At 32.7% G+C, this 25,532-nt stretch carries 26 protein-coding genes; 17 read left to right on the top strand and 9 right to left on the bottom strand.

Annotated features, from left to right (window positions below):
- The first annotated feature begins 88 nt into the window (after positions 1-88).
- Positions 89-1,390, top strand: coding sequence for a MurT ligase domain-containing protein (locus BBG48_RS00620; RefSeq protein ID WP_068911619.1), 1,302 nt, complete (start codon positions 89-91; stop codon positions 1,388-1,390).
- Positions 1,391-1,420: 30 nt separating this feature from the next.
- Positions 1,421-2,158: a type 1 glutamine amidotransferase gene (locus BBG48_RS00625; protein ID WP_068911621.1), complete on the top strand. Its 738-nt coding sequence runs from the start codon at positions 1,421-1,423 to the stop codon at positions 2,156-2,158.
- A 59-nt stretch (positions 2,159-2,217) separates the two neighbouring features.
- Here BBG48_RS00625 and BBG48_RS00630 read toward each other — a convergent pair whose 3' ends face one another.
- Genes BBG48_RS00630 through BBG48_RS00640 form a run of 3 tightly spaced genes read right to left on the bottom strand, consistent with a single transcriptional unit; the run spans position 2,218 to position 3,642 of the window.
- Positions 2,218-2,571 (bottom strand): DUF6054 family protein, encoded by a 354-nt coding sequence (locus tag BBG48_RS00630; RefSeq protein ID WP_147292818.1) that lies wholly within the window; start codon positions 2,569-2,571, stop codon positions 2,218-2,220.
- Between the two features lie 31 nt (positions 2,572-2,602).
- Positions 2,603-3,256 carry an IMPACT family protein gene (locus tag BBG48_RS00635; RefSeq protein WP_068911624.1) on the bottom strand — a complete coding sequence of 218 codons (654 nt, stop codon included), beginning with the start codon at positions 3,254-3,256 and terminating at the stop codon, positions 2,603-2,605.
- Entirely contained in the window at positions 3,250-3,642 is a 393-nt protein-coding gene (locus BBG48_RS00640) for a hypothetical protein (RefSeq protein WP_068911625.1), read from the bottom strand. The genes BBG48_RS00635 and BBG48_RS00640 overlap by 7 nt, the downstream gene beginning before the upstream one ends.
- Positions 3,643-3,768: 126 nt before the next feature.
- On the opposite strand from BBG48_RS00640, the gene BBG48_RS00645 reads away from it, so the two are divergent.
- The 8 genes from BBG48_RS00645 (at position 3,769) to BBG48_RS00680 (ending at position 14,800) form a co-directional block, all read left to right on the top strand.
- Complete coding sequence (locus BBG48_RS00645) at positions 3,769-5,532, top strand: LTA synthase family protein (protein ID WP_068911627.1); 1,764 nt, start codon at positions 3,769-3,771, stop codon at positions 5,530-5,532.
- Positions 5,533-5,930: 398 nt separating this feature from the next.
- Entirely contained in the window at positions 5,931-6,641 is a 711-nt protein-coding gene (locus BBG48_RS00650) for a C40 family peptidase (RefSeq protein ID WP_243446717.1), read from the top strand.
- Between the two features lie 311 nt (positions 6,642-6,952).
- Complete coding sequence (gene rpsB / locus BBG48_RS00655) at positions 6,953-7,696, top strand: 30S ribosomal protein S2 (RefSeq protein WP_068911629.1); 744 nt, start codon at positions 6,953-6,955, stop codon at positions 7,694-7,696.
- A 119-nt stretch (positions 7,697-7,815) separates the two neighbouring features.
- The gene (gene tsf, locus BBG48_RS00660; RefSeq protein WP_068911631.1) at positions 7,816-8,751 is read left to right on the top strand and encodes a translation elongation factor Ts; all 936 of its coding nucleotides are present in this window, start codon (positions 7,816-7,818) and stop codon (positions 8,749-8,751) included.
- Positions 8,752-9,030: 279 nt separating this feature from the next.
- The gene (locus BBG48_RS00665; protein WP_068911633.1) at positions 9,031-10,404 is read left to right on the top strand and encodes a hypothetical protein; all 1,374 of its coding nucleotides are present in this window, start codon (positions 9,031-9,033) and stop codon (positions 10,402-10,404) included.
- A gap of 216 nt (positions 10,405-10,620) precedes the next feature.
- The gene (gene lon / locus BBG48_RS00670) at positions 10,621-13,068 is read left to right on the top strand and encodes an endopeptidase La (RefSeq protein WP_068911634.1); all 2,448 of its coding nucleotides are present in this window, start codon (positions 10,621-10,623) and stop codon (positions 13,066-13,068) included.
- A gap of 139 nt (positions 13,069-13,207) precedes the next feature.
- Entirely contained in the window at positions 13,208-14,548 is a 1,341-nt protein-coding gene (rph, locus tag BBG48_RS00675) for a ribonuclease PH (protein WP_068911636.1), read from the top strand.
- A gap of 24 nt (positions 14,549-14,572) precedes the next feature.
- Positions 14,573-14,800, top strand: a complete 228-nt coding sequence (locus BBG48_RS00680; protein ID WP_068911637.1) for a hypothetical protein — start codon at positions 14,573-14,575, stop codon at positions 14,798-14,800.
- Positions 14,801-15,094: 294 nt separating this feature from the next.
- Here BBG48_RS00680 and BBG48_RS00685 read toward each other — a convergent pair whose 3' ends face one another.
- The 4 genes from BBG48_RS00685 to BBG48_RS00700 form a co-directional block, all read right to left on the bottom strand.
- Positions 15,095-15,238 carry a rubredoxin-like domain-containing protein gene (locus BBG48_RS00685; RefSeq protein ID WP_116170923.1) on the bottom strand — a complete coding sequence of 48 codons (144 nt, stop codon included), beginning with the start codon at positions 15,236-15,238 and terminating at the stop codon, positions 15,095-15,097.
- A 291-nt stretch (positions 15,239-15,529) separates the two neighbouring features.
- Positions 15,530-15,961 (bottom strand): hypothetical protein, encoded by a 432-nt coding sequence (locus tag BBG48_RS00690; RefSeq protein ID WP_068911639.1) that lies wholly within the window; start codon positions 15,959-15,961, stop codon positions 15,530-15,532.
- Positions 15,962-15,968: 7 nt separating this feature from the next.
- Entirely contained in the window at positions 15,969-16,616 is a 648-nt protein-coding gene (locus tag BBG48_RS00695) for a hypothetical protein (RefSeq protein WP_068911641.1), read from the bottom strand.
- A 51-nt stretch (positions 16,617-16,667) separates the two neighbouring features.
- Positions 16,668-16,904, bottom strand: a complete 237-nt coding sequence (locus tag BBG48_RS00700) for a hypothetical protein (RefSeq protein WP_068911643.1) — start codon at positions 16,902-16,904, stop codon at positions 16,668-16,670.
- A 140-nt stretch (positions 16,905-17,044) separates the two neighbouring features.
- Between BBG48_RS00700 and BBG48_RS00705 the strand changes: the two genes are divergently transcribed.
- The 7 genes from BBG48_RS00705 to BBG48_RS00735 all read left to right on the top strand — a co-directional run bounded on the left by BBG48_RS00705 (position 17,045) and on the right by BBG48_RS00735 (position 23,219).
- Entirely contained in the window at positions 17,045-17,854 is an 810-nt protein-coding gene (locus BBG48_RS00705; RefSeq protein WP_068911644.1) for an NAD(+)/NADH kinase, read from the top strand.
- 164 nt (positions 17,855-18,018) lie between these two features.
- Positions 18,019-18,696 (top strand): response regulator transcription factor, encoded by a 678-nt coding sequence (locus BBG48_RS00710; RefSeq protein WP_068911646.1) that lies wholly within the window; start codon positions 18,019-18,021, stop codon positions 18,694-18,696.
- 13 nt (positions 18,697-18,709) lie between these two features.
- Positions 18,710-19,951, top strand: a complete 1,242-nt coding sequence (locus tag BBG48_RS00715; protein WP_068911647.1) for a sensor histidine kinase — start codon at positions 18,710-18,712, stop codon at positions 19,949-19,951.
- A 155-nt stretch (positions 19,952-20,106) separates the two neighbouring features.
- Positions 20,107-20,724 (top strand): coiled-coil domain-containing protein, encoded by a 618-nt coding sequence (locus BBG48_RS00720; RefSeq protein WP_068911649.1) that lies wholly within the window; start codon positions 20,107-20,109, stop codon positions 20,722-20,724.
- Between the two features lie 30 nt (positions 20,725-20,754).
- The gene (alr, locus tag BBG48_RS00725) at positions 20,755-21,867 is read left to right on the top strand and encodes an alanine racemase (RefSeq protein WP_068911651.1); all 1,113 of its coding nucleotides are present in this window, start codon (positions 20,755-20,757) and stop codon (positions 21,865-21,867) included.
- 47 nt (positions 21,868-21,914) lie between these two features.
- On the top strand, positions 21,915-22,268 hold the full coding sequence (locus BBG48_RS00730; RefSeq protein WP_068911653.1) for a type II toxin-antitoxin system PemK/MazF family toxin: 354 nt from the start codon (positions 21,915-21,917) through the stop codon (positions 22,266-22,268).
- 45 nt (positions 22,269-22,313) lie between these two features.
- Positions 22,314-23,219, top strand: coding sequence for a diacylglycerol/lipid kinase family protein (locus BBG48_RS00735; RefSeq protein WP_068911654.1), 906 nt, complete (start codon positions 22,314-22,316; stop codon positions 23,217-23,219).
- Positions 23,220-23,344: 125 nt separating this feature from the next.
- Here BBG48_RS00735 and BBG48_RS00740 read toward each other — a convergent pair whose 3' ends face one another.
- The gene (locus BBG48_RS00740; protein WP_068911656.1) at positions 23,345-23,824 is read right to left on the bottom strand and encodes a hypothetical protein; all 480 of its coding nucleotides are present in this window, start codon (positions 23,822-23,824) and stop codon (positions 23,345-23,347) included.
- 19 nt (positions 23,825-23,843) lie between these two features.
- Positions 23,844-25,406 (bottom strand): Na+/H+ antiporter NhaC, encoded by a 1,563-nt coding sequence (gene nhaC, locus BBG48_RS00745; protein ID WP_068911658.1) that lies wholly within the window; start codon positions 25,404-25,406, stop codon positions 23,844-23,846.
- Positions 25,407-25,532: the final 126 nt, after the last annotated feature.

Raw genomic sequence — 25,532 nt, forward strand, 5'->3', positions numbered from 1 at the left:
AATATTCTTTATAATCATTGTATACTTTTTTGGCTTTACTTTGTGTGATATAATATTTTATAAACTTTTTTAAATATTAGGAGAACAGATGCAAAAACTTGCTCTTATTGTTGGAAAAATTATATATAAATTACTAAAGCTCACCGGTAAAAGAGGAGGCTCATTGCCTGGAAAAATAGCAATTAAAATCTGTCCGGATTTGTTAAAATATTTTACCTATCCAAAAACTACCATATTGGTAACCGGTACAAACGGTAAAACCTCCACTACAAATATGATAGCTCAAATCTTTGCTAAAACAGGTCAAAAAACTATCACTAACAGCAGAGGTGATAACATCATAAATGGTATATCCAGCCTTTTAATAAAAAATTCAGCTTTAAATTTTAAAGTAAATGCAAAGATTTTAGTTTTAGAAGTAGATGAGCTGACCCTTGCAAAATATCTACCGATGATAAACTCCAGCGATGTAGTTGTGACAAATTTTTTTAGAGACCAATTAGACCGCTCAGGTGAAATGGAAACAATAATAACGAAAATAGAATTGGCATTACAAAATTATACAGGCAGATTATTTTTAAATCAGGATGACCCAAACGTAAAAAGACTTTTGCTCAAAGCAAAGGCAAATCAAATAATAAGCTTCGGACTTGATTTAAAATCTGACAAGACACAAAAAGATGCTCAAGAGGGAAAATTTTGTCCGGTATGTAAAGCCCCTATAGTGTACGAAAGTCATGTATACTCACACTTAGGTAAATACGCTTGCAAAAATTGCGACTTCGGTTGGAGTGAGCCGGAATTTTATGCAAAAAATATAGACTTACAAAAAATGAACGTAAATGGACAAGACTACTATTTTTCCTTTGATGCCACTTATCATGTATACAATACCCTATGTGCGGTAGCTGTAGCAAAAACCTATTCTATCGAAACCGATTTAATCAATGCTGTAACAAAAAATTTTGCCCTAGGCATAGGACGCATGGAAAAAATTACTATAGCTGGACGTGCTTTACTGCTCAACCTAGTAAAAAACCCTACAGGAACTAATGAAATCATAAAATGTATAGAAAAACACCAAGGCAAAAAAGCTTTGCTACTACTTTTAAACGACAATCACGCAGATGGTACAGATGTGTCATGGATATGGGATGTCAACTTTGAAGATTTAACCGATGTAGAAAAAATTATTACAACAGGCAAGAGGTCTTATGACATGGCACTTAGGTTCAAGCTGTCACAAATTACTCAAAGCATAGACGTTAAAAACGACCACAATGACGCAATTTCTGAGCTTTTGTCCTGCAAAGACTGCGAGCTTTATGTCATATCTACTTACACCGGACTTTTTACACTTAGAGACGAGCTGTTGGCTTTTGATAAATAATTGAAAAATATTTACAATAAAAGGAATATTATGGAATTTAAATTACTACACCTTTACCACGATATAATGGACTTATACGGTGACAAAGGAAATATCAAGACATTAGAATATAGGTTAAACAAAAGAAATATAAATTTTGTCTACGAAACCTGCGGAATTGGAGAAACAAAAAACTTTTCCGACTATGACCTAATTTTCATGGGAGGCGGGGCAGATTTAGAGCAAAAAATTTTAGCTGGCGACTTATTGTCAAAAAAAACGCAGATAAAAAATGCCATGGACAAGGGAGTTAATTTTTTACTTGTTTGTGGTGGTTATCAGCTCTTTGGCTCACATTATATCAATGCCAAAGGAGAAAAGATTGATGGACTTGATTTACTTCCTTATCACACTGAAAGACCAAATGCAAATGTAAGGTGCATAGGAAACATAATTATTAATGCTAAGCTAGGTGAAAAAGAATATGAAGTAATCGGCTTTGAAAACCATTCAGGGCAAACCATATTAGACAATGATAAATATTTTGGCAAAGTCATTTCAGGCAACGGCAACACATTTAATTCAAGTGTGGAAGGTTACATGGACGAGCAGGTAGTCGGCACATATATTCATGGCTCTCTACTGCCAAAAAATCCATTACTAGCAGATTTTATAATAAAAAGAGCCTTGAGCGTAAAAAATCCATATATTATATTAAATGAACTTGACGATACAATGGAAAACATGGCAAGAGAGCAGATAAAAAGCCAAATAAATAGCTCAAAATAATTTCATATTAAAAGCTGAAAGGTCTAAAACAAAATTGTTTTAGACCTTTTTAAATACATTTAATCTTCTAATTCATCCAGTACAAAGCCTTCGTTTTCTAATACAGTTTTCATTTGCTTTGCATAGCTTGCCTCTGCTCCCCAGCTAAAATTAAACAGTCCTACTCCTCCTGCTGAGGAAACTACATCGACTATCTGCTCAACCCCATCGTCTACAACCATAACTGTTGCAGATGCCGAACTGCCATTTCTAAAAAAATATTGTTCAAATACAAAAAGTCCTATTTTAAATGAATTATTCCCTCTTAGCTTTTTAGAGACTAATTTACTTCCACTGTATTGTTCAAAAAATTTTACCAAGCTGTCAAAGTTATTGTCGCTTTTTCTTTTTAACGTAAATGTGTTATATTCCATTGTCCATACCCTTTCTACAATTATAAATTTATTACAGCTTATTTTTTCCAAACTCACCATTTATAAATGGAAGATAGGTATCTTCTTTTTCTTCTATCAATATATTTGCACTGGTCAAGTCCAATAAGTCCTGTTTTGTTTTTTCCAGTCCATCTTCTCTTAAATAGATGTCTATTGTAATATCTTGTAAATACTGCGGCGGTGCTGAAATTATTCCTTTGTTTATAATAAAATTTTGGATTTTACCAATATTATTGTAATTAAAGGCTATTTGAATTTTTTTGTATACCTTTTTTTCAACTATAGTATTTTTTTCAATCGATATTTTTGCTGTATTTGTGTAAGCTCTGACCAAACCTCCAGTACCCAGCTTAATACCACCAAAATATCTTGTCGCAACGACTAGGCAATTGGTTATGCCGATATTTAAAAGATAGTCCAGCATTGGTCTGCCCGCTGTAGATGCCGGCTCTCCATCATCGGAGGCTTTTAATATTTCAGATTTTTCTCCTATTATATAGGCATAGCAGTTGTGAGTTGCATCATAATATTTTTTCTTTATAACCTTAATTATTTCATCGGCAACTTTTTCATCATTGACGTAAAAACTACTGCCTATAAATTTTGATTTTTCGACTACAAATTCGTCTACAGCATTTCCTAATATAGTTTTATAATCTACCATGATTTTCCTTGTCCGTCTCCATTATCTTGATTTGGACGCTCTTGCATCGTAATTACTAAATCGTCTGCATCTCCAATTATGTCGACAAGACCGTCAAAATCCGTTAAGTCATCATCATCTAAAAGTCCATTGCATGAAAAAAACTGCTCTTGCTCCATTGTTTCATCATCATAAAATTTAGCAACATTTTCTTTAAGCTTTTCATTCATGTCCTCATAGTAATCGTCATATGTATCAATCGCCTCATGTGTATGGGCGTTATTGACTGTACCAAGTATTTTGTCTATAAGTTCATTTTTTTTGTCCTCTTGCATATCACTTTTGTATATGTGGCTAATGTAGGCAAATATTCTTTCTTCCAACTCATCATAATCATACCAAATCATCAAAAAAATCTCCAAAATGTTATTTTAAACTACAAAATATTTACAATTTACCCCAAGTTATTGACAAAAGTTCTCAATATTTAGATAATATAATATAGTATAATACTAAATAATTTAGGAGAATTTATGTATATTTCTTATTTGCTTTTTTCCTCCCTTATAGGAGCTATAATATATGAATATTCGGGACTAAGAGGTCTTGGTTTACTAAGAGTTTTTATTTCTTTTGTAATCATTACTATTATAAATCTTATTATATCAAATTCAAACAAAAGATACAAAAAAAATATAACAATATTTACATTATTACTAACTATTCTTGCCATTGCAAATTTAGTCAAGGTAAGATTTAATCTAGCAGAAATTAATACGCTGGACTTTACAATTATAAAAGCCGCAGGAGATGTCGCAGAGCTATTTTTAGATAAACTGCCCTTTGCAAAAATTGGCGTAGTTATTGGAATTTTTATTTTTTATCTAATTATTACAATATATACAAACAAATTTGATAAAAGCTCTGGCAATAAATCCGCAGACTACTTACAAAAAGGCTACACCAAAAGCTTCTTTTCATCAAAAAGGAAAGCTTTCATATCGATTTTTTTACTCATAGCATTTCTATTTGCATCACCATTTTTAGTGTCCTATGGCATTTATTCATCATTTTCTAATCTGATTTCATCAAGTAGAACTATTGCAGAAAATGCTTATTTTTCATCATTAAGCACAGAAAAAATCCAGCAAAATGTGACAAAGATGTATGAAAGTAGCCAATATTCTCAAATAGACACTGCCGATGAGCTGATGACAGACTATCCGTTTAATAAACAAACTGACATGGACGTAATCATACTCCAGTCTGAGTCATTTTTCGATGTAGTAAAAAATCAAAAAAATTTAGGTAAGTCAGGCATTACTTTTGACTACGATATATTAAAAAATTTCCACTACTATCAGGATAACGGCATATCAGGCGAATTGTATGTGCCTACAGTTGGCGGCGGTACTGTAAACACTGAATATGAAGTTCTAACAGGATATGGAGTAAAATATTTCTCAAGAGGAACGATGATATTTACTTCTATACTAAAAGAAAAGACCGACAGCTTGGCATATTTTTATAAAAATAATTTTGAAAATACTGAAACAATAGGTATTCATAATCATACCAAAGAGTATTGGGATAGAGATAGAGTGTATCCACTGCTTGGCATAGACAAATTTATAGATATGACTATGTTTAGCAAGGAGCAACAGCAGGATTTAGTCGGAGCATGGATGAGTGACAAAACAATCTTTGACATGATGATAAAATGTTTAGAAGAAAATCCCGATAAAAATAAATTTATGCTACCAGTAACTGTCCAAAACCATGGGCCTTACGGGCATACAGCTTTTAAAGTGAGTGCAGGCGGACTTACAGACTCTGATAAAGAGGAATTAAACAACTATTTTGGAAATCTAAAAGCCTCCGATGATTACCTAAAAGCTTTAATGGACTATATTGATGCAAGGCAAAAACCAACCATGGTAGTCTTTTATGGAGACCACAAGCCTGACCCAAGCTACGATGTCTTTAAACAGTCAGAATATTACACCAAAAATGAAAAACAAAATATGTTCAGCACAGACTATTTCATATATTTTAACAAAAGTGTAACAGACCCGAAACTACTTTCACTAAAACACAAAACTAAAAACTTATCAGCTACAGCCTTAAATAGATTTATTGAAATGCTTCTTGGTGACGAAAGCAAAGAAAGTATGTATATCTACAACTTTACAAAAAATCCGGAAAATTATTTTAATAAGTTGTATCTATTTGGTGCAAAAAACAGTGCCCATAGATTAATTTCATTACAATTGGTAAACAGATATGTAGAAAAATAAATATTTATAAAATAGTTACAGCACCTTGCTGTAACTATTTTCGTTTTGTAACTTTTTTGTCATAACTTAAAACTTACTTTTAAATAATTTTTGAGATTTTTGGTAAATACATTATTGTTTATATAATATTTTATTCTTTTTGTAATTTTTTAAAGTTTTGTATTCCAAAGTTTATAGTAAAAATCTCTTTATAATTTTACAAAATGTAATTTTTTTTAACCAAAAGTATTGACATATTTTTTAATATAATATAAAATTACAAAGTCGTAATAATCATGAAATAAATTAAATATGTTTTAAACATTTTCTAAAGTGTAAGTAACACTAAAATATATAAATAACTCATATTTACAATTTATATATAAACTAGATAATACCCAAACGGAGGAATATATAATATGCGTAAGAACTTAGTATTAGCAATGACACTTTCTATGACTTTCATAATGGTAGGAGCTGGCTCAGCTTTTGCTGAAAAAGAAACAACTGTAAGCAGTGATATAATATTCGCCCAAGAACAAATTGCAACTGAAACAGTAGGCACAGCTCAGAGCCAAGAAAACAATCAAGAAACAGATAGTCAACAAGTAGAAGTAGCTAAGACAGAAGTAAAAAATGACGAAATAAAAACTATAGACGCAGATAAAATAGATGAGCTCCTTGAAATAAATGATAAAACACCTGTTGAAGTAGAAAAAGAAGAAGTGGCAAAAGCTGCTCCAGTTATAACAGCAGATGCGTCTAAAGTAGATAAGCTTATATCAATCGCAAAAGCGCAACTTGGCAAACCTTATGTTTATGGTTCTACAGGTCCAAAAGGATTTGACTGCTCAGGTTTCACAACTTATGTATTCAGACAAATGGGAATAAGCCTTCCTAGAGTTGCCTCCTCTCAAGCCTACGGTGGTACAAGAGTAAACAAAGCAGACTTACAAAAAGGCGACTTAGTTTTCTTCAACACATACGGCGGTATATCTCACGTTGGCATATATATCGAAAACGGAACATTTATACACGCATCTTCTTATAGCGGTGGCGGTGTTAAAACAGATAACATCAACAGTAAATACTACGCCACAAGATATATTACAGCAGCAAGATATCTATAATTCAAAGGGAAGGTTTTAAAAAAATACATACTTCTGTAAAAAGAATTATGATTTAAAAAATTCTAATTTGATTGCAAAAGTCGGAGCAATTCTTCCGACTTTTATTTTATTTATAGCAATAAATTTTCAAAAATTTGTTTTTGTAATTTTGAGTAATTACTAAAATTATACTTGATTTTATGGGCAAAATATAATATAATACCAAAGGATATTTTATAACACACGAGCCTGATTTTATGCAAAAGGTTGCCACTGGTACTTGCATAGAAAAAGACGGTCTCGGAGGAAAAACCTTAAGGAGGAAATTTAATATGGCAATAGTTAGCATGAAACAGCTTTTAGAGGCTGGAGTTCACTTTGGTCATCAGACTAGAAGATGGAACCCTAAAATGGCAAGATTTATCTTTGCTGAAAGAAACGGAATTTATATAATTGATTTACAAAAAACAGTTAAAAAACTTGAAGAAGCTTACAACGCTATGAGAGAAATAGCAGAAACAGGTAAACCTATCCTTTTCGTAGGTACTAAAAAACAAGCTCAAGACGCTATCAAGGATGAGGCTCTAAGAGCAGGTATGTACTATGTAAACGAAAGATGGTTAGGCGGAATGCTTACAAATAACAAGACTATTAAGTTAAGAATTAATAGACTTTTCGCATTAGAGCAAATGCAAGAAGATGGCACATTTGACAAGTTACCTAAAAAAGAAGTAATCCATCTATTACAAGAAAAAGAAAAACTTGAAAAATATCTTGGCGGAATTAAAAATATGTCTGAGTTACCAGCAGCTATGTTCGTAATCGACCCTAAAAAGGAAAAAAATGCAGTTGCAGAGGCTAAAAAGCTTGGCATACCAGTAATAGGTGTTGTAGATACAAACTGCGACCCTGATGAACTAGATTACCCAATCCCTGGTAATGATGATGCAATAAGAGCCGTTAAGCTTATAGTTGGAGCTATGTCAGACGCTATAATCGAAGCTAAACAAGGCGTTATAGAAGAAGATAATAGCCAAGAACAAGCAGAAGAAAATCAAGAAACAACTGTAGAATAATAAAAATATATTAAAGGGTGAGGGACTTTCCCCTGCCCTTTTGTTTTATCAGTATATTATTAATAAAATTATAATCATTTAGTTTTATTATTTGAAAAAATTAAAAAGGAGATTTAAAAATGGAAATTACAGCTCAAATGGTAAAAACCCTTAGAGAAAAAACCGGTGCAGGTATGATGGACTGCAAAAAAGCTCTTACTGAAGTTGATGGAGATATGGACAAAGCAATAGACCTACTAAGAGAAAAGGGCTTATCAAAAGCAGCTAAAAAAGCTGACAGAATAGCCGCTGAAGGACTAGTAGGACTTCAAGTATCATCAGATAACAAGACAGCATCTATAGTAGAAGTAAACTCAGAAACAGACTTCGTGTCTAAAAACGAAGAATTCAAAACTTTCGTTAACGATATTGTTTCACTAATATTAGAAAAACAGCCAGCTGATATGCCTGCTTTAATGGCTGCGTCATTTAACGGTCACACAGTTCAAGATGATTTAAACGAAAAGATTTCTAAAATAGGTGAAAATCTTAGCGTAAGACGTTTTGAATTAGTAAAAGCTACAAACGGAAGAGTTATAGGCTACGTTCACGGCGGTGGAAAAATAGGTACACTTATACAATTAGATACAGACAGCACTGATGCTAAAATAGAAGAACTTGGTAAAGACATCGCAATGCAGGTTGCAGCCATGAACCCAAAATATATCAGCGATGCTGATGTAGACCAAGCTTACCTTGACCACGAAAGAGAAGTTTTAAAACAACAAGCTCTTAACGAAAACAACGAACTTCCTGAAGATAGAAGAAAGCCTGAAGAAATTGTTATGAAGATGCTTGAAGGCAGACTTAAAAAACAACTTAAAGAAGTTTGCCTACTTGACCAAGCTTTCGTAAAAGAGTCTAAAAAATCTGTTGCTGATGTAGTTAAAGAATACGAAAAAGCTCTTAACACTAAGATAACAGTAGCTAAGATGGTAAGATTTGAAGTTGGCGAAGGCATAGAAAAGAAAAACGAAGACTTTGCTGAAGAAGTAGCAAAGCAAATGGGAAACTAAGCTTATAGTTTAATTCCAATATAAAATAAAATCATTTAAGTCTCAGTCTTTTTGACTGAGGCTTTTATTTTATAAGTTTTTTTATAAATCATTTTGATTATTACAATTCATTAACAACTATATAAATATACATTTTATTGTTATATAATATATTAGAAAACATTTTTTATTTTCCAATATTTTAAGTTATATTTATGTTTTCAGCTATAAAATGTATAATAACAATAATTTGATTAATTTTAAGATTAATTCAAAAACTATTACTATCTAGGAGGATTTATGCTTTTTAAAAAATTTACAGCTGTAGCTTTGTCTGCTGCGATAGCAATGTCCATGTCAGCCGGAGTTGGCAAAGTTTACGCAAACGAAGTGAGTAACCAGTATTTTAATGAATTATCAAAAATTTCAACTTGGGGTAAGGCTACATCAAAAGACACTACTCAAATCAACTACAGTGTTAACTCTACAAAAAATCCTACAGAAAATACTTCCGGCGGATACACAATAGATACCACATCTATGGCAGACAGCAAGACTTTTGACCAGTATGTTTCCATGCAGGCAAAAAATTCAGGCAGTGCTCCGGCTATTCCTGAGATACAGTTATATTTCAACAAAGATGGTAAAATATTCGTCAATAAATCTTTAGCTGATTTTGCTATAAAGAAAACCGGCTTAACTCAACAAACCTTTAATACAGATTTTGTAGAAGTAAAAAGCAAATCTTTCTCAGAGTCATACAAAAATGCTGTAAAATCAATGAGCAGCAACTCAGAAAGCAAAAATAAAGCTATAGAATTCTTAAAAGGACTTGACCTTGGCAAAGTTGACCTAGGTTTAACAAAAGATGGCAACACCTACACAATGAAAATGAATGCTGACCAAATGGTTGACCTTATGAATTCTTATATCAAATCAATTTATAAAAACCCTGACACTATGCTTAAATTATACAAAGAAGGCTTTGGACTTGATTTAGCAAAAGTATCTAACGTTTCTGAAGAAGAAATGAAAAAATCTATGGCTCAGGCTTATGATATGTGGGTTAAAACTGTAGAACCAAAATTGCCAATAGTTAAAACCCTATTAAATGGCTCTAGCATTGAAACAAAAGAAGTATTTGACCAATACGCTAAAACATACACTGCACAATCAGATATAAAATTAAAATTAAACATTTACGAAAATATGTACGCTCTTTTATCTGATGAGGCAACTAAAGATATAAAATTAGGTAATGTAGACGAAACTTTAAGCCTTACAATAAAATCCAACTCAACTACTAAAGCTGTTGAAAAATTAGATTTAAATATACCTACAAACGCTGATGCTTATGATTTAGACGCTGCATTAAACGCAAAACAAGAAGAAATGAAAAAACAAGCTGAGGCAATGTCAAAAATAACTTATAGCGTAAATTTAAAGACTAACAAATTAGTTTTAATGACCGGTAATGGTAATACAATGGATTTTGACTTAAAAGCTGAGCTAAAAAATGGTACTTTAATGGTAGATGCAGCTACATTTAATTCTTTAACAGGAATAGAAACTAATACAAGCGAAAAAATGGTTTCTTTCAAAGATGTTATGACAACAGCCGGCTACACAGTTACATGGGATAGTTCTGCAAAAACTGCAACAGCAACAAAATAATAAAAGCTTAATTTAAGCTTTTATTGATATAATTAGCTTACCAAAAAATTTGGTAAGCTTTTTTATTTTATCCTCTAATCTATTTCAATTTATACCTAGTTATCAGCCGACAAGTAGTGTATAATATGTTTAGATTAGATTTTTTCAAATATGGGTAAATTAGATAAGTAAAGTATGTTTTAAATAAAAACACCATTCTTGAAAGGATGATTATATATGCCAAAAAATACATCAGATACAAAAAGTCTGCCTATAATCCCGCTAAGAGGTCTGACAATTTTCCCACATATGCAGGTGCATTTTGATATAGGTAGAGAAAAATCCGCCCTAGCTGTAGAAGAGTCCATCGACCAAAACATCAAAATATTTATATGCAACCAAACCGTAGGCGAAAACGATGACCCATCTACTCTTGAAGACTTTGAAAAAATAGGTACAATTTGCGAAATAAAACAAACCCTTAGACTACCAAATAATATTGTAAGAATATTAGTAGAAGGAATATCAAGAGGAGAAATTGTTGAATTTAACAATGACTCCACATTTTTTGAGGCAACAATCAGAGAGCTGCCTGACGCTGAAATAGAGCCTACAGACAATCAAAAAGCACTTATGAGGAGCATAATAGACGCTTTTGAAGAATATATCAGCATTGGCTCAAGAATAGCTCCTGAAATAGTGGTAAAACTATCAGACATAAAATACCCCGGTGAGCTTGCAGATATAGTAGCTGCAAATATGATGCTTAGCTCACAAAATAGAAAAACACTACTTGAGGACGTAGATGTAGACGAAAGATTAAAAGACTTATATCAAATCATACTAGAAGAAAACAAAATAATTGCCCTAGAAGTAAAAATCCAAAAACGTATGAGAAAAGAAATGGCTCAGCACGAAAAAGATTACTACCTAAAAGAGCAAATGAAGGCTATAAATAAAGAGCTAGGTTTTGACCAAGAAAATACCGGCTCTGTAGCTGCAAAATACAAAGAGGACTTAGCAAAATTAAAAAATGTATCGGACGAAATAAGAGAAAAAATCACAAAAGAAATAAATAAACTTGCTAATTCCCAAAGAAGCAGCCCCGACGCAGAAACCACAAGAGACTATATAGACACATTTTTCCAATTACCTTGGGATAAATCAACTAAAGAAAAAATTGACCTAGCCGCTGCACAAAAGGTACTTGATAAAGAGCACTTCGGACTGGAAAAAGTAAAAGACAGAATACTTGAATACTTGGCAGTAAGAAAAATTTCCAACAGCAAAAAAGCTCCAATACTTTGCTTAGTCGGTCCGCCTGGGGTTGGTAAAACTTCTATTGCAAAGTCAATTGCAAAGTCAGTAAATAGAAAATTTGCAAGAATTTCACTTGGCGGGGTTCGTGACGAGGCTCAAATTAGAGGACATAGAAGAACTTATATAGGAGCAATTCCGGGCAGAATAATAAATACCTTAATCAGTGCAAAGGTTAATAACCCCCTTATACTATTTGATGAAATAGATAAAACCTCCTCCGATTTTAAAGGTGACGTAGCCTCTGCTATGCTTGAAGTCCTTGACCCTGAACAAAATAAAACTTTTACAGATAACTACCTTGAGTACGAATTTGACCTGTCAAACGTAATGTTCATTACCACAGCAAACTCACTTGATACAATACCATGGGCATTAAGAGACAGAATGGAAATAATTGAGCTTTCCTCATATACAGAAGAAGAAAAATTTCAGATAGCTAAAAAATATCTATTACCAAAACAAATCAAAGAGCATAACTTTACTCCAAAATTCATCAGAATGTCTGACGAAACCCTAAGAGAAATAATTAATTCATATACAAGAGAGGCTGGAGTCAGAGGACTAGAAAAACAAATCGCAAAAATTTGCCGTAAGGTAGCCCGTAAAAAAGTGGAAAATCCTAAGCTAACTCATGTGACTGTTACTACAGAAGAATTGCCCGATTATCTTGGCAAACAAGTATTCAGATACGAAGAGGCAAATAAAAAACCTGAGGTCGGCATAGTAAGAGGTCTTGCATGGACAGCAGTAGGCGGAGATACCCTATCCATAGAAATAAACAAAATGGACGGCACAGGCAAACTTGAGCTTACAGGTCAGCTAGGCGATGTAATGAAGGAATCAGCAAAAACAGCCTTTTCCTTTGTTCGTAGTATCGCACCAAAATATAATGTAGAAAAAGATTTTTACAAAAAATATGACTTCCATATGCACATTCCCGAAGGAGCTACACCAAAAGATGGTCCATCAGCAGGAGTGACTATGGCAACAGCTATACTATCTGCCGCAGCCGATATAAGAGTGCGTGAGGACGTAGCTATGACAGGCGAAATAACCCTTAGAGGTAGAGTATTACCAATAGGCGGACTAAAAGAAAAATTACTTGCAGCTCATAGAGCAAAAATAGACAATATAGTAATACCTAAGGAAAATGAAAAAGATATTAAAGATTTGCCTGAAAATATCAGAAATCTTATGAATATAACCTTGGCAGAAACAATGCAAGACGTGCTAGATGTCGCCTTGGTAAAAGAAGATGTAATAAAAGTTACTAAAACTAAAGTAAGTCCAAGTAAAACAAAAGCAGCTCCTAAGAAAAATACACCAACTAAAACAACCGCTAGAAAAACAACTACCACTAAATAATTATTACTTTTTAATAAACTACCACATAAATAATTTTGTCTAGTAGTTTTTCATATAATATTTGACAATTTTAAAGTTTTGAGAGATACTTTTATTAATGAAGATTAAAGATACATTTTATAAAGCTTTGGGGGGAACAATGTCTAGACAAAAAAATCAAATTAGAAAAGTAAAATTCACTACTAACTTCACAAAATATGCTCAAGGTAGCGTATTGATAGAAACAGAGGACACCAAGGTAATATGCACAGCCTCAGTAGAAGAAAAAGTCCCTCCCTTTTTAAAAAATACAGGCAATGGTTGGATTAGTGCAGAATATTCAATGCTACCGTCTGCGACTAAGCAAAGAAAAATCCGTGACTCAGTAAAAGGAAAAATTGACGGCAGAAGTCAAGAAATCCAAAGATTAATCGGCAGAGCTATTAGAAATGTTGTGGATTTAACAAAGCTAGGTGAAAGAACCATATGGATAGACTGCGATGTTATCCAAGCTGATGGTGGCACTAGAACCAGCTCAATAAACGGTGCATTTGTAGCAGTAGCCTTAGCTCTTAAACATTTATATGACAAAGGCATTATCAAAGAATATCCGGTAAAATCCTTTGTGGGGGCAATCTCTGCCGGCATAGTAAATGGTGAAAGAACTCTTGACCTAAATTATTTCCAAGACAGCTCTGCTGATGTAGATATGAATATAGTTATGAATGACATTGGCGAATTTATCGAAATCCAAGGCACTGGCGAAAAAAATCCATTTTCTATGAATGATTTAAATGCCTTTTTATCACTATGTAAATCAGGCATAGACGAAATAATCCTACTACAAAAGAAAACTCTAGGAGAAGAAATAACTAATTTGATAGAAAATAACAAGCCAAAAAAGACATTTTTAATAGGCACTGCCAACAGTCACAAATTAGAAGAAATCCAAGCTATTTTAGACAAATTTGACATAGTAGCAAAAAGCCTATCCGATTTCAATCTTCAAGACGATGACGTAGAGGAAACAGGCACTACCTTTGAAGAAAATGCTCTAATAAAAGCAAGGCACTACTGCAAAGTTTCAGGCGTGCCTACTATATGCGATGATTCTGGTATAATGGTAGATGCACTAGACGGTGCACCCGGCATATATTCCAAGAGATTTACCAACGAAGAACCTAGAGACAAAAAAAATAACGAAAAGATGCTAAAACTTTTAATGGGAAAAACTTCCGATGAAAGAACGGCACAATTTGTATGTACACTGGCTTTAGTGTATCCTGATGGTTATGAACACACCTTCACAGGCATTTCAAAAGGAAAAATCGGCTTTGAAGAAAAAGGAAGTAATGGCTTTGGCTACGACCCACTATTCATCGCTGATGATGAAGTCGCAAAGGGATTGACCAACGGACAACTCTCACCTGAGCTAAAAAATAAGATTTCCCACAGGGCAAGAGCCTTAGAAAAATTAAATGAATTTTTAAAAAATAATTAGTTCTAAATTTTTACAAGGGGCTTTATGAAAACAACTATTATTTATGAAGAATATTCAGAAGATAAAGAAAGAAGATTTGTAGTATATCATAATCAAACCCGTAACTACTATGAAACATGTATACAGAAAAAAATAAGAGATGATTATATGGGTGATTATTGGTTCGATTATTATGATATAGCCAACGATTATACGCACATTGCAGATACATTTGATAGAGCTGTAGAAATAGGTAGAGAATATTTAAAATAATTATATACTCAAACTCCAGTATAATTTTCGTGTCATTAAAGCTACCAGCCTAGATAGAATACTAAAACCTAATTGAAGGTGCAGTTGTATTTTCCTTTTGGCACTTTTGTTCGCTCACAACACTAGCAATCCCGCTCATAAAACACAACTGCACTTTTTCAACTATAGTGATTTTTTAAATAGATAATAGTATAAATATGTTCAAAGTAAAAGATAGATTATTTTCTATAATTATTCTATTATTTCAAAATAAAAATCCTTGTAATCTAACTGATTGCAAGGATTTTTATTTTATTATTTTACATTTGAGTTGATTATTTTCATAAACTTTTCCGCTCCTACATGGCAGATTGGACATTCTTTTGGCGGCTGGTCTGTCTCTGATATGTAGCCACATACGGTGCATTTCCAAGCATAAACTACTTTATTATCTTCCATTTTAAACTCCTTTTCGCTCAAGCAGAGCTATATTATAAAATATTTTTACTTAAATAATATCTTTAGCAAATTAAATTATTTTTGGGCTAAATTTAGGATTTCAAAAAATTGTTTAGATTTAAGCAGATTTCTTATAATCATTATACATAAAATAATTATTTTATTCAATATTGCCCTTATACTGACATACTTTAAATTTATAGTATAATAAGGTATATTAGTATTATTTTGTATATTTCTAAATTAATCCACAAAAAAAGTGCCAATTTCTTGGCACTAAATTTTTAAAATTTACTTACGTCTGATACGATTACCAATATTTTTATCATTTTGTCCTTTGTCATCAAATGCTGCCCTACCGGAAATATCCTTTTTCTTTCTTTGCTCAAGTGTATTTCTCATCTGTGCTCTCATGCAATCAATGCACAAATTACCTCTTTCAATCAATGCTCCGCACACGCTACATTCTCTGAGCAACGTCTTGGATTTATCAAGCAGGGATATTTTGCCCTGTCTCAAAAACTCCATAATTACAGAGCGTGGTACTGTAGTGGCTTCAGATACTTCAATCGCTGACGCCCCTTGATGGTCATAAAGATATTCCCTCACGACATAATACATCTCATCGTATTCTTCTCTTTGATAATAGCCTTTCTTTTCAAAGACTTTTTCGTTTTTACTGTCGTCTTTCAGTTGTAATCTAGCTGTATATTTTTCATCCATCTAATGATTAGCTCCCTGTTATATTAGTATTTCCCTTATTAACCTCATCAGATTTCTCTTTTTCTATGTCTTGCTTATCCTTTTTGTCTTTTTCCAACTTTTCTTTATCTTTTTCCTTCAAAACATCTTCAAGCTGTTTGGCATACTTTTCTATAATTGAAAGCTTGTCGTCCTTATTTTCTAGCTTTTTATAATCTTTTGCCAATTCATCCATCGTCTTGTTAAAGGTATTGCCTGACAGCTTGTCATCGTTGGCATAAAGATTTTCTTGTTTAAAATCAGTATTGTTGATAGAATTGTTATTTTTTAGCATTGGTAAATCTACCTGACTATTTACAAGTTGTTTTAATACATTGATGTCACTACCATTTTGTGCCTGTTTGTATAGCTTTATGGCATTAATTCTTTGGTCTACATCTTTAGAGTTGTTTATTGCTCTAGTTTCCATAGTGTCAATCATGACATTGTTTATTGCTTTTGATACTTTTGCTTGCTGTTTTATATCTGCCTTATCATAGGGCACAAGGGTATTTATCTTTGATAGCTTGCCATTTCCCAAGCCCAAAGCTACCCTCTTTATTGATGAATATCTGTATAGAGCTCTTACGTCCTTGTATGATACAAAATTAACAGCACTTACTCTGCCTACTCTCATATCAGCACCTCCTGCGTGACGCTTTATATAAAAAATTTATATTAAAGAAGATTAATATTTATCAGGCTCATAAAAATCTTCTTCATAGTCATACTCAAAGTTTTTTTGATTATTTCTAAAAGATTTATTTGGTTTGCCTTTAAACTGTTTCTTTTTGCCTATAAATTCGTCGGTTTGTTCAAATTCGTAGGTTTGTTTTTTTGCCTTCTTATCGGTTCTGAATTTTAGCTTCTCAGACCTTTTTTGCTTATCAGCATTGTATGCTTCGTAGTCAATGCTTTCGTTCATTATTACGTCTTCCAATCCTTTCTATAGATAAAATCTCATATGTATACTTTGCTTAAATTATAAATCATTAATATTTTAAATGCAATAGATTTTCGTTAAATTTTGTGCTATTATTTAAATAAAAAAGTCAGGATAAATCTATGTATAAAAAAATAGAAAATATATATATTGCATCAAACTCTTCAAACAAGTCTAATAAAATCTACCCAATCATTTTTGATAAGCTCAAGCAAAGTGGCTTTAATATCCTAAGTGAATATGATTACAGCTGTGATTTAGTTGTATCTGTCGGTGGAGATGGTTCATTTTTAAGAAACGTGCATGACTTGTCCTATCCAGATTGCTATTTTATGGGTATAAATACCGGTCATTTGGGTTTCTTTCAAGCCGTAATGCCTGATAAGATTAATGAAATGATAGAAAGTATTAAAACTCATAATTTTACAGTACAAAATGTAATACCTCTTGAGGCTACAATAACCACTAAGCTTAGGGAGACGAAAATTTTTGCTATAAATGAATTCGTGATTAAAAGTAGCAAAAATAAAACTGTCCACTTAGATATATGTATCGGTGGAAAACATATAGAAAAATTTTCAGGAGACGGAATAATTGTTTCCTCCACTGTAGGTTCTACTGCATATAACTATTCTGCGTCAGGTAGTATAATTGACCCAAGTCTCACCCTACTTCAAATCACTCCTATATCTCCGTTAAACTCCAACGCTTACAGGAGCCTTACCTCCAGTATAATACTGCCATACAGCTCCACTGTAAATATTTCACCTGAAAATAGATATCAAAACTCTACTCTTGTACTTTCCGACTCTACAGACAACAGCTATGATACTTTAAAATCCATTGAAATCATATATTCCAACAATAAAATAAAATTACTCAACCTACAAGGCTATGAATTTTGGAAAAAAGTTAAAGAAAAATTCCTTTAATTTTGATTTAAGAAAAATAGATTACTATATTATATAAGATACATTTACAAAAATAATAAATATTATATAATTATCAAAATATATTTTTAACCGTCAAATTTAGTGTATATATTTAAAAATGTCTAAATGCGTTATTATTTTAATTTTTTATCAAGAGGTCTTATATGAACATACTAATTGTTGAGGACGAAGTAGCACTAGCTGATGCAATACAAGAGCTTTTAACAAAGGAAAAATATATTGTCGATGTTGTTTATGACGGTCAAACCGGCTACGATTATGCCACATCATTTAACTACGATGCAATAATCTTAGACGTAATGTTACCAAAAATGAATGGCTTTGAAGTATTAAGCAAGCTTAGGGATGAAAAAGTTGAGACACCTATTGTAATGCTAACCGCCCTTTCTCAAACTGATGATAAAATTAAAGGGCTGGACTTTGGTGCTGACGACTATATGACTAAGCCATTTGACACCAAAGAATTACTAGCAAGGTTAAGAGCAGTTACAAGGAGAAAAGGTGAGGTCGTTATTGACACACTAGATTATGGTGACATCAGTCTAAATCTTGACGAAGGAGTGCTCACAGGTCCAAAATGTTCTATGGCACTTAGATACAAAGAATTTAAAATAATGAATTTTTTGCTGTCAAGACCTAAAATGGTTGCCACAAAGGACGATATAATTGTTAACATTTGGGGCGTGGAGTCTGATATAGAAGAAAATAACGTAGAGGTCTATATATCATTTTTAAGAAAAAAACTTGCATTTCTAAAATCAAAAGTCACAATCCAAACCATCAGAAAAGTAGGCTATAAGCTAGATTATAAAGGAAAATAAAGCGGAGTATTAAATGATTAGAAAATTAAAAATAAAATTTGTAGCTATAAATATGTTTCTAGTTTTTTTAGTATTTTGCATAACCTTTTACATCATATTTTCTTTTTACTCCAAAACTTTAGAGTCCCGTAACCTAAGAGAGTTGGAAAATATCATTGATATGTCCATATCAGATTTTGTAAGAATGTCAGAGACAGACACCTCTGAGGCTAGGAGTATACAATTCACCCCTTTATTTATCGCCACAGTTGACCCGAAAGATGGAAATATCATATCTTTAATCAAGAGCAATGTCTCCATAGATGATGATGATTTAAACCATGCAGTCCAAACAGCTGTCAATAATAAAACTAACAGCGGCGAAATAAAATCGTTGAACCTAAGATTTTTAAAAAAAGCTAATCCTGAGTCTATAAAAATTTCCTTTATGGATATATCTAGAGAAACCGCCTCAAAGGCATCTTTGTTATTGGTACTATTTTTTACACTTTGCTTTGCACTATTAGCATTTTTACTGATTAGTATAATTTTGTCCTCCATAGCCTTAAAACCTGTTGCTACCACTTGGAATGCACAGAAACAATTTATTGCAGACGCCTCCCATGAACTAAAGACCCCTCTTACAGTTTTACTTGCAAATATGGACATACTAGAAAACAACAGCCAAGACACCATCAAAAACCAAGAAAAATGGATAAACGGAAGTAAACAAGTGGCTCTAAACATGAAAAATCTAATTGAGGAAATGCTGTTTCTAGCAAAATCTGACGCCGGAAAAATAAACCTTAGTTTAGAAAAAGTAGACGTCAGCGACACCTTAGTTTCCAAAATTCTATCCATGGAGGCAATTGCTTACGAAAAAAATATCTCCATGGACTATGACGATATTGAAGAAAATTTATTTACAAAGGCAGACGAAAAACAGTTATCTCAAATTTTTGCAATACTGATTGATAACGCACTTAAATATAGCTACGAAAATACAACCATAACCTACCACCTGAAAAAAGAGCAGGATAAAATAAAATTTGCCATAAATAATAAAGGCGACATCATTAGTAAAGAGGACTCAAAATATATATTTGAGAGATTTTATAGAGTGGATAAATCTAGAAGTAGAGAAAAAGGCGGCTATGGTCTTGGGCTTTCAATAGCAAAAAAAATTGCTGATGAAAACAAAATCAGAATATGGGTAGAAAGCGACAATGAAAACGGCACTACCTTTTATTTGTCAATGGCTGCAATAAAATCCTAGAAAAATTTATAGTTAACACTTTATATTAAATTTATATATCTTTATATAGTTAGCTTGAAAAAAACATTTATTAGAATTAAAATATATTAGGTGTATTTTAATTTTACATTAAATTTTATAAATACTCATACTGAATTATAAGGAGATTGCACTATATGTTCGGATTTTCAAACAAAAGCGAAAGTAATAAGCTATTTGAAAGAATAAAAAAAGGTACAGTTATACCTATGCTTATTGATTACAAGCCTTTCAAGGAAATGATAAAATATTCAATCAATCCTTCTATGCAATCCCTGATAAAATATATCGAAGATATTACAAAAGAAGAAAAAGCCAAACTTTTAGAAACTGCCAACCTGCAAAAGGAAAAGTCACGTTTTGCTGCAAAAGTATTATATCTTTCAGACCAACTAAACTCACACGGTAGCAGACACGCCGGAGAGCATCTCGATGACATAAAAGAGAAAATGATTGAAATAAATGATAAAATTGAGCAAAATCAAATCTATTTAAGTGCTCTAAGAGTAGAAAAAGAAAATTTAAATTTAGAGTTACTAAGACAAACGCTTGACTATTGCTATGAAAACATAAATCAAGACGAAAAAAATCTTAAAGCACTGCTCGATGAAATTGACAAGATAAGAACTGAATTAGAGAAAAAACGTATAGTCAGAGATACCTTACAAAAAAGAATAAACAGCACATACGGCTTTATCCATGGAGTTATGGGTGCAAAAGAAACATCAAAAATAGACGAAGAAATGTTATCTTAAAATGAATTTACAATTTTTTGGAGGGGAGTCATGGAGTATCAGTCAGATAGGTTAATCGCACAAGTAAATTTAAAAAATATACTACATAACCTAAATGAATATAAAAGAGTAATAAATAAACCAACATTAAAATATCTAGCAGTCGTAAAAGCAAACGCATATGGACACGGAGCAGTCGAAGTAGCTAAATATCTAAGCCCATATGTAGATTACTTTGCAGTCGCAACCCCTGACGAGGCTTTTGAGCTAAGAGACTCTAAACTCAAGCAACCTGTATTAATGTTAGGCTTACCCTTAGACACAGATATCGCCAAATGTGTAGAAAAAGACATCACCTTTAGCGTTGACAGCTTAGAACTGGCAAAAAAAATAAATCTCCAAGCCGAAAATTTAAATAAAACAGCATCTATACATATAGCACTAGATACAGGCATGACTAGAATAGGCTTTTTATACTACGAGAATTACATAGAAGAAATTAAAAAAATAAGTTTACTCAAAAACATTGAGGTTACAGGAGTATATACACATTTTTCAGATATCGAAAATGAAAATACAAAGTACGCTGAAAAACAACACCAAGTTTTTAACAAAATGTGTGATAATTTACAGACATCCGGGGTAAACTTAGGAATAAAGCACATGGCAAATTCAATCGCATCGTTAGTTGACGACTACACATATGATATGGTCAGGATTGGCATAGCTTTATACGGATACAATGAAAGTGACAGAAAGACTAAACAAGTCGATTTAAAACCTACACTAACGCTGATTTCTCATGTCATTGACATAAGACTAATAAAAAAAGGTAGCGATGTCGGTTACTCAAGAATATATACCACACAGCAAGACGAGTATATAGCGACTATACCCGGAGGTTATGCAGACGGTCTTTCAAGAAGTATTTCAGGTAAAGATTTTGAAGTTGTTTTTGAAGATGGAACAAAAGGCACTATAGTGGGCAAAATCTGCATGGACCAGTGCATGGTAAGAGTGCCAAAAAAAATTGAACTTGGAGATAAAGTATATATATTTGGATATGATAAAGCTTCAACTTTAAAATTAGCACAGCTTTCCTCTACTATCGTCTATGACACTTTATGTAGCATTACAAGAGTGAAACGAGTATATATTAAATAAAAAAAGCTAAGTACGGTATATCCAAATGAATTTTTTTGAGGTTTCCAATGAATGATAAAAGGCTCTATAAAAGAGGAGATATATACTATGCTGACCTTAGTCCTGTTATAGGTTCAGAGCAAGGCGGTATAAGACCGGTTGTCATAGTCCAAAATGATATCGGCAACAAATTTTCTCCTACTGTTATAATCGTAGCTATAACATCTAAATTAAATAAATCCAAACTACCAACTCACATAGACGTTAAAGCCGGCGAATTTGGACTGGAAAAAGACTCCGTAATTTTGATGGAGCAAGTCCGCACAATAGATAAAAAGAGATTAAAAGAATACATAGGGTGCGTAGATAATAAGACAATTAAAGCTATTGACCTTGCACTTAAAATAAGTTTTTCCATATAATTATTTACATTTTTCATAAACAAATTTCAATTTCTAGGAGAAAAAATGTCTTATCAAAAAGCATTATTAATTTATAATCCCAATTCAGGTAATAGAAAAATACCTAAAATTTTGGATGAAATAATAGAAATTTTAATCCAAAAAAACATACTAACCACGTCTATAAGACTTGACGACAAGCTATACAAAGACCTAAACGATATACTTAAAACCTATGAATATGATATAGTAATAGCCGCCGGAGGAGATGGCACCATAATGATGGTTGCCCAAGCTATGCTAGACAGTGATGTTAAAAAACCACTTGGAGTTTTAGGTGCCGGCACTTGTAATAACTTTGCACTAAACATAGGTATGCCGGACGACATAATGCAATCTGCCGCTATAATAGCAGAGGGCAAATCCGACTACGTTGACTATGGCTTAGCCAACGATAAACTATTTTTATCTTCAATCGCTGCCGGAGTATTTGCCCAAATATCCTTTGAAACCGGACAAGATATCAAAGAACGCATAGGTCCACTTGCGTATTATCTGCAAGGAATAACACAATTAAATACCATAAAAGTAAATGACTTTGAAATAACTGTAGATGGAGTTAAATACAACAAAAGTGCCTATCTAGTCATGGTCTTGACAGGCAGTAACGTAGGTTCAATGACCGGACTTATGGAGGATGAAATAAAAATCAAGGACGGCATATTTGAGCTATTAGTAGTAAATGAATCCAACCCAATAGATTTAGGTGAGCTTTTACTAAAAGTAATTCGTAACGAGGACATATCCAATTCCCCGTCAATTGAAGTATTTAAAGGTCATGAATTTGAAATAGATTGTAAAAACCCTGACATCGCAGTAAGTATAGATGGAGAAAAAGGCCCTGCCCTACCAATAAAAATCAAAGTACAACAAAAAGCTTTAAATGTACTAGTTGCAAAAAAACTAAAATAAACCATAAAAAGGTACAAGAATTGTATATATAATTCTTGTACCTTTTTATTTAAAGGCAATTTATAATCTAAAAAAGCCTATACCCAACAATTCGTTAAGTATAGGCTCTTTTTTACATTTAAGCTTTAAGAATTTTTAATAGATTTTCTATATTCTTCGCCATCATAGATTTTTACACTAGGATGACATTTCTTAGCAAAATCTATTATGTCCTTAGTCTGTTTGTGTTTAAAATAAAACTTTTTAGTGATATCGCCTTTTGTCACATATATTAGCTCCAAGTCAGGATTGGTCTTAGCTTTTTCATAAGTCACTGCGTCAATGTCCTTCCACTCAATTACCGTGTGACTAGAAGTAAATAACATATCATAAAATATCTCCATACCTCTAGTTGTAAAAGCGGAATATTTTTTCATCAACCTAGCTAAAATTATTAATAACCCTAAGACTATCCCTATCTTATACGGTGTAAAAATGCCACCGAATATTAAGAACGTGCCACCGACAATCGCACCCTTTTCTACCCATGGTTTTGATAAGCTCTTAATAGTTGTTACTATTTTTTTGCCTTGCAAATCTTCCCATGGCAATGTTTTTTCTTTCATATACTATTCTTTCGTAATATTATGCACTAATTTTTGGTATTCTGCCTTCTGCTCTACCTTTTTCTAAAGCTGCCATAGCAATTTTATGTTCTTCTTCAGGTGCTGCCGGTATTTTCTTGAGCATTCTAGTTTTACCTAAAAGATTAGTGTAAGAACCATCTGCCCATATAATATTTCTACCAAATAATGCAGTTATTGCAGCATAAAGCGGGTTAATCAGATTAACAAATGCAAATGGGAAGTATACGAATGGGCTCATGCCAAGTATACCACTTTGATATGCTCCGCAAGCTGTCCAAGGGAACATTACTGCCCATAATGTACCAGCATCTTCTAATGTACGAGATAACATACTTCTAGCAAGACCAAGCTCATCATATTTATCAGAATATAATGGAGCTGGAACGCCTATTCCTAAGAATTGGTCGCACATGAACGCATCACAGAATATAGAAGTAAGCATTGTAGTAATCAATAGAGCAAATACAGAATGAATTCTGTTTTTGATGTTTCCAAATAATCTTTCAACTGTACCGCATTTTTCCAATGCCCCACCATAAGCAACAGCTAGTATGATAAGATTTATAGTCCACATCTGATGGTCCATACCACCTTTTGCTAAGGCTTTATCAACAAATTCATTTCCAGTTTCAACTGTAGGACCAAAGTGAAGTATGCTGAATAGTTTATCCAAACCATTTATATGTTCTCCTATGTATTGGTCAGAAGACTGGAATACAACTGCAAACAATACACCAACTGCAACAGATGCTAAAACCCCAGGTAGACCAGGAACTCTTAGTATCATTATTATAATTATTGCTAGTATCGGCAATAATACTAATGGATTTAAGTTAAATGTTGATGAAATAGATTCTTTAATGCCTAGTGCTATAGATGGGTCGTAGTTAGATACATCTTGGTTCACACCCACTAAAAAATAAAGCACTAGCGAAATTAAAAATACAGGTCCGGTAGTAGATGTCATAGCTGCAACGTGGTCAAATAGTCCAGTATTTGCAACCGCTGATGCTAAGTTAGTAGTATCTGATAATGGAGAGAATTTATCTCCAACATATGCACCTGATATAACCATACCTGCTGTAAGAGCCGGATTAATTCCAAGACCGGAGCCTATAGTCATAAATGCAATACCGATTGTAGCAGTAGCTGTCCAAGAAGAACCGCACGCAAGACCTACTACAGCCGTAAGTATACAACCAACCGGTAAGAATAACTGAGGTGTCAATAAATCAAGTCCATAATAGATAACTGCTGGTATTGTACCGGAAATCATAAAAGATGAAACCAAAAGACCTACACAAAGTAGTATAAGTATAGCTTCCATTGTGGCATTTAGTCTTTCAAGAATACCTGCAAGAAGATAAGAAAACGGTCTGCCGCATAAAACGCCTATAGCACAAGCAACACAGATTGAAACTATCAGTGGCATATGTGCAGCATCATAATTTTCTTCTTTTTTAATACCAAAAACATAAATCATTAAGATTACCATTACAATAATCGGTATTAGGGCTTCAACCAAATTAGGTAATCTGCCCACTTTTTGTTTTTCTGACATATTTTCTTCCTTTCATTTACATATAAGTATTTTAATAAAATAAAACCTAATATGTAGAAACTTTACTGTAAGATATTTTAACTTTTTTCAGGAATATTGTCAAGCGTTTTCACAGAATATAAAATG

The sequence above is a fragment of the Criibacterium bergeronii genome (assembly GCF_001693775.2).
Classification (GTDB): domain Bacteria; phylum Bacillota; class Clostridia; order Peptostreptococcales; family Filifactoraceae; genus Peptoanaerobacter; species Peptoanaerobacter bergeronii.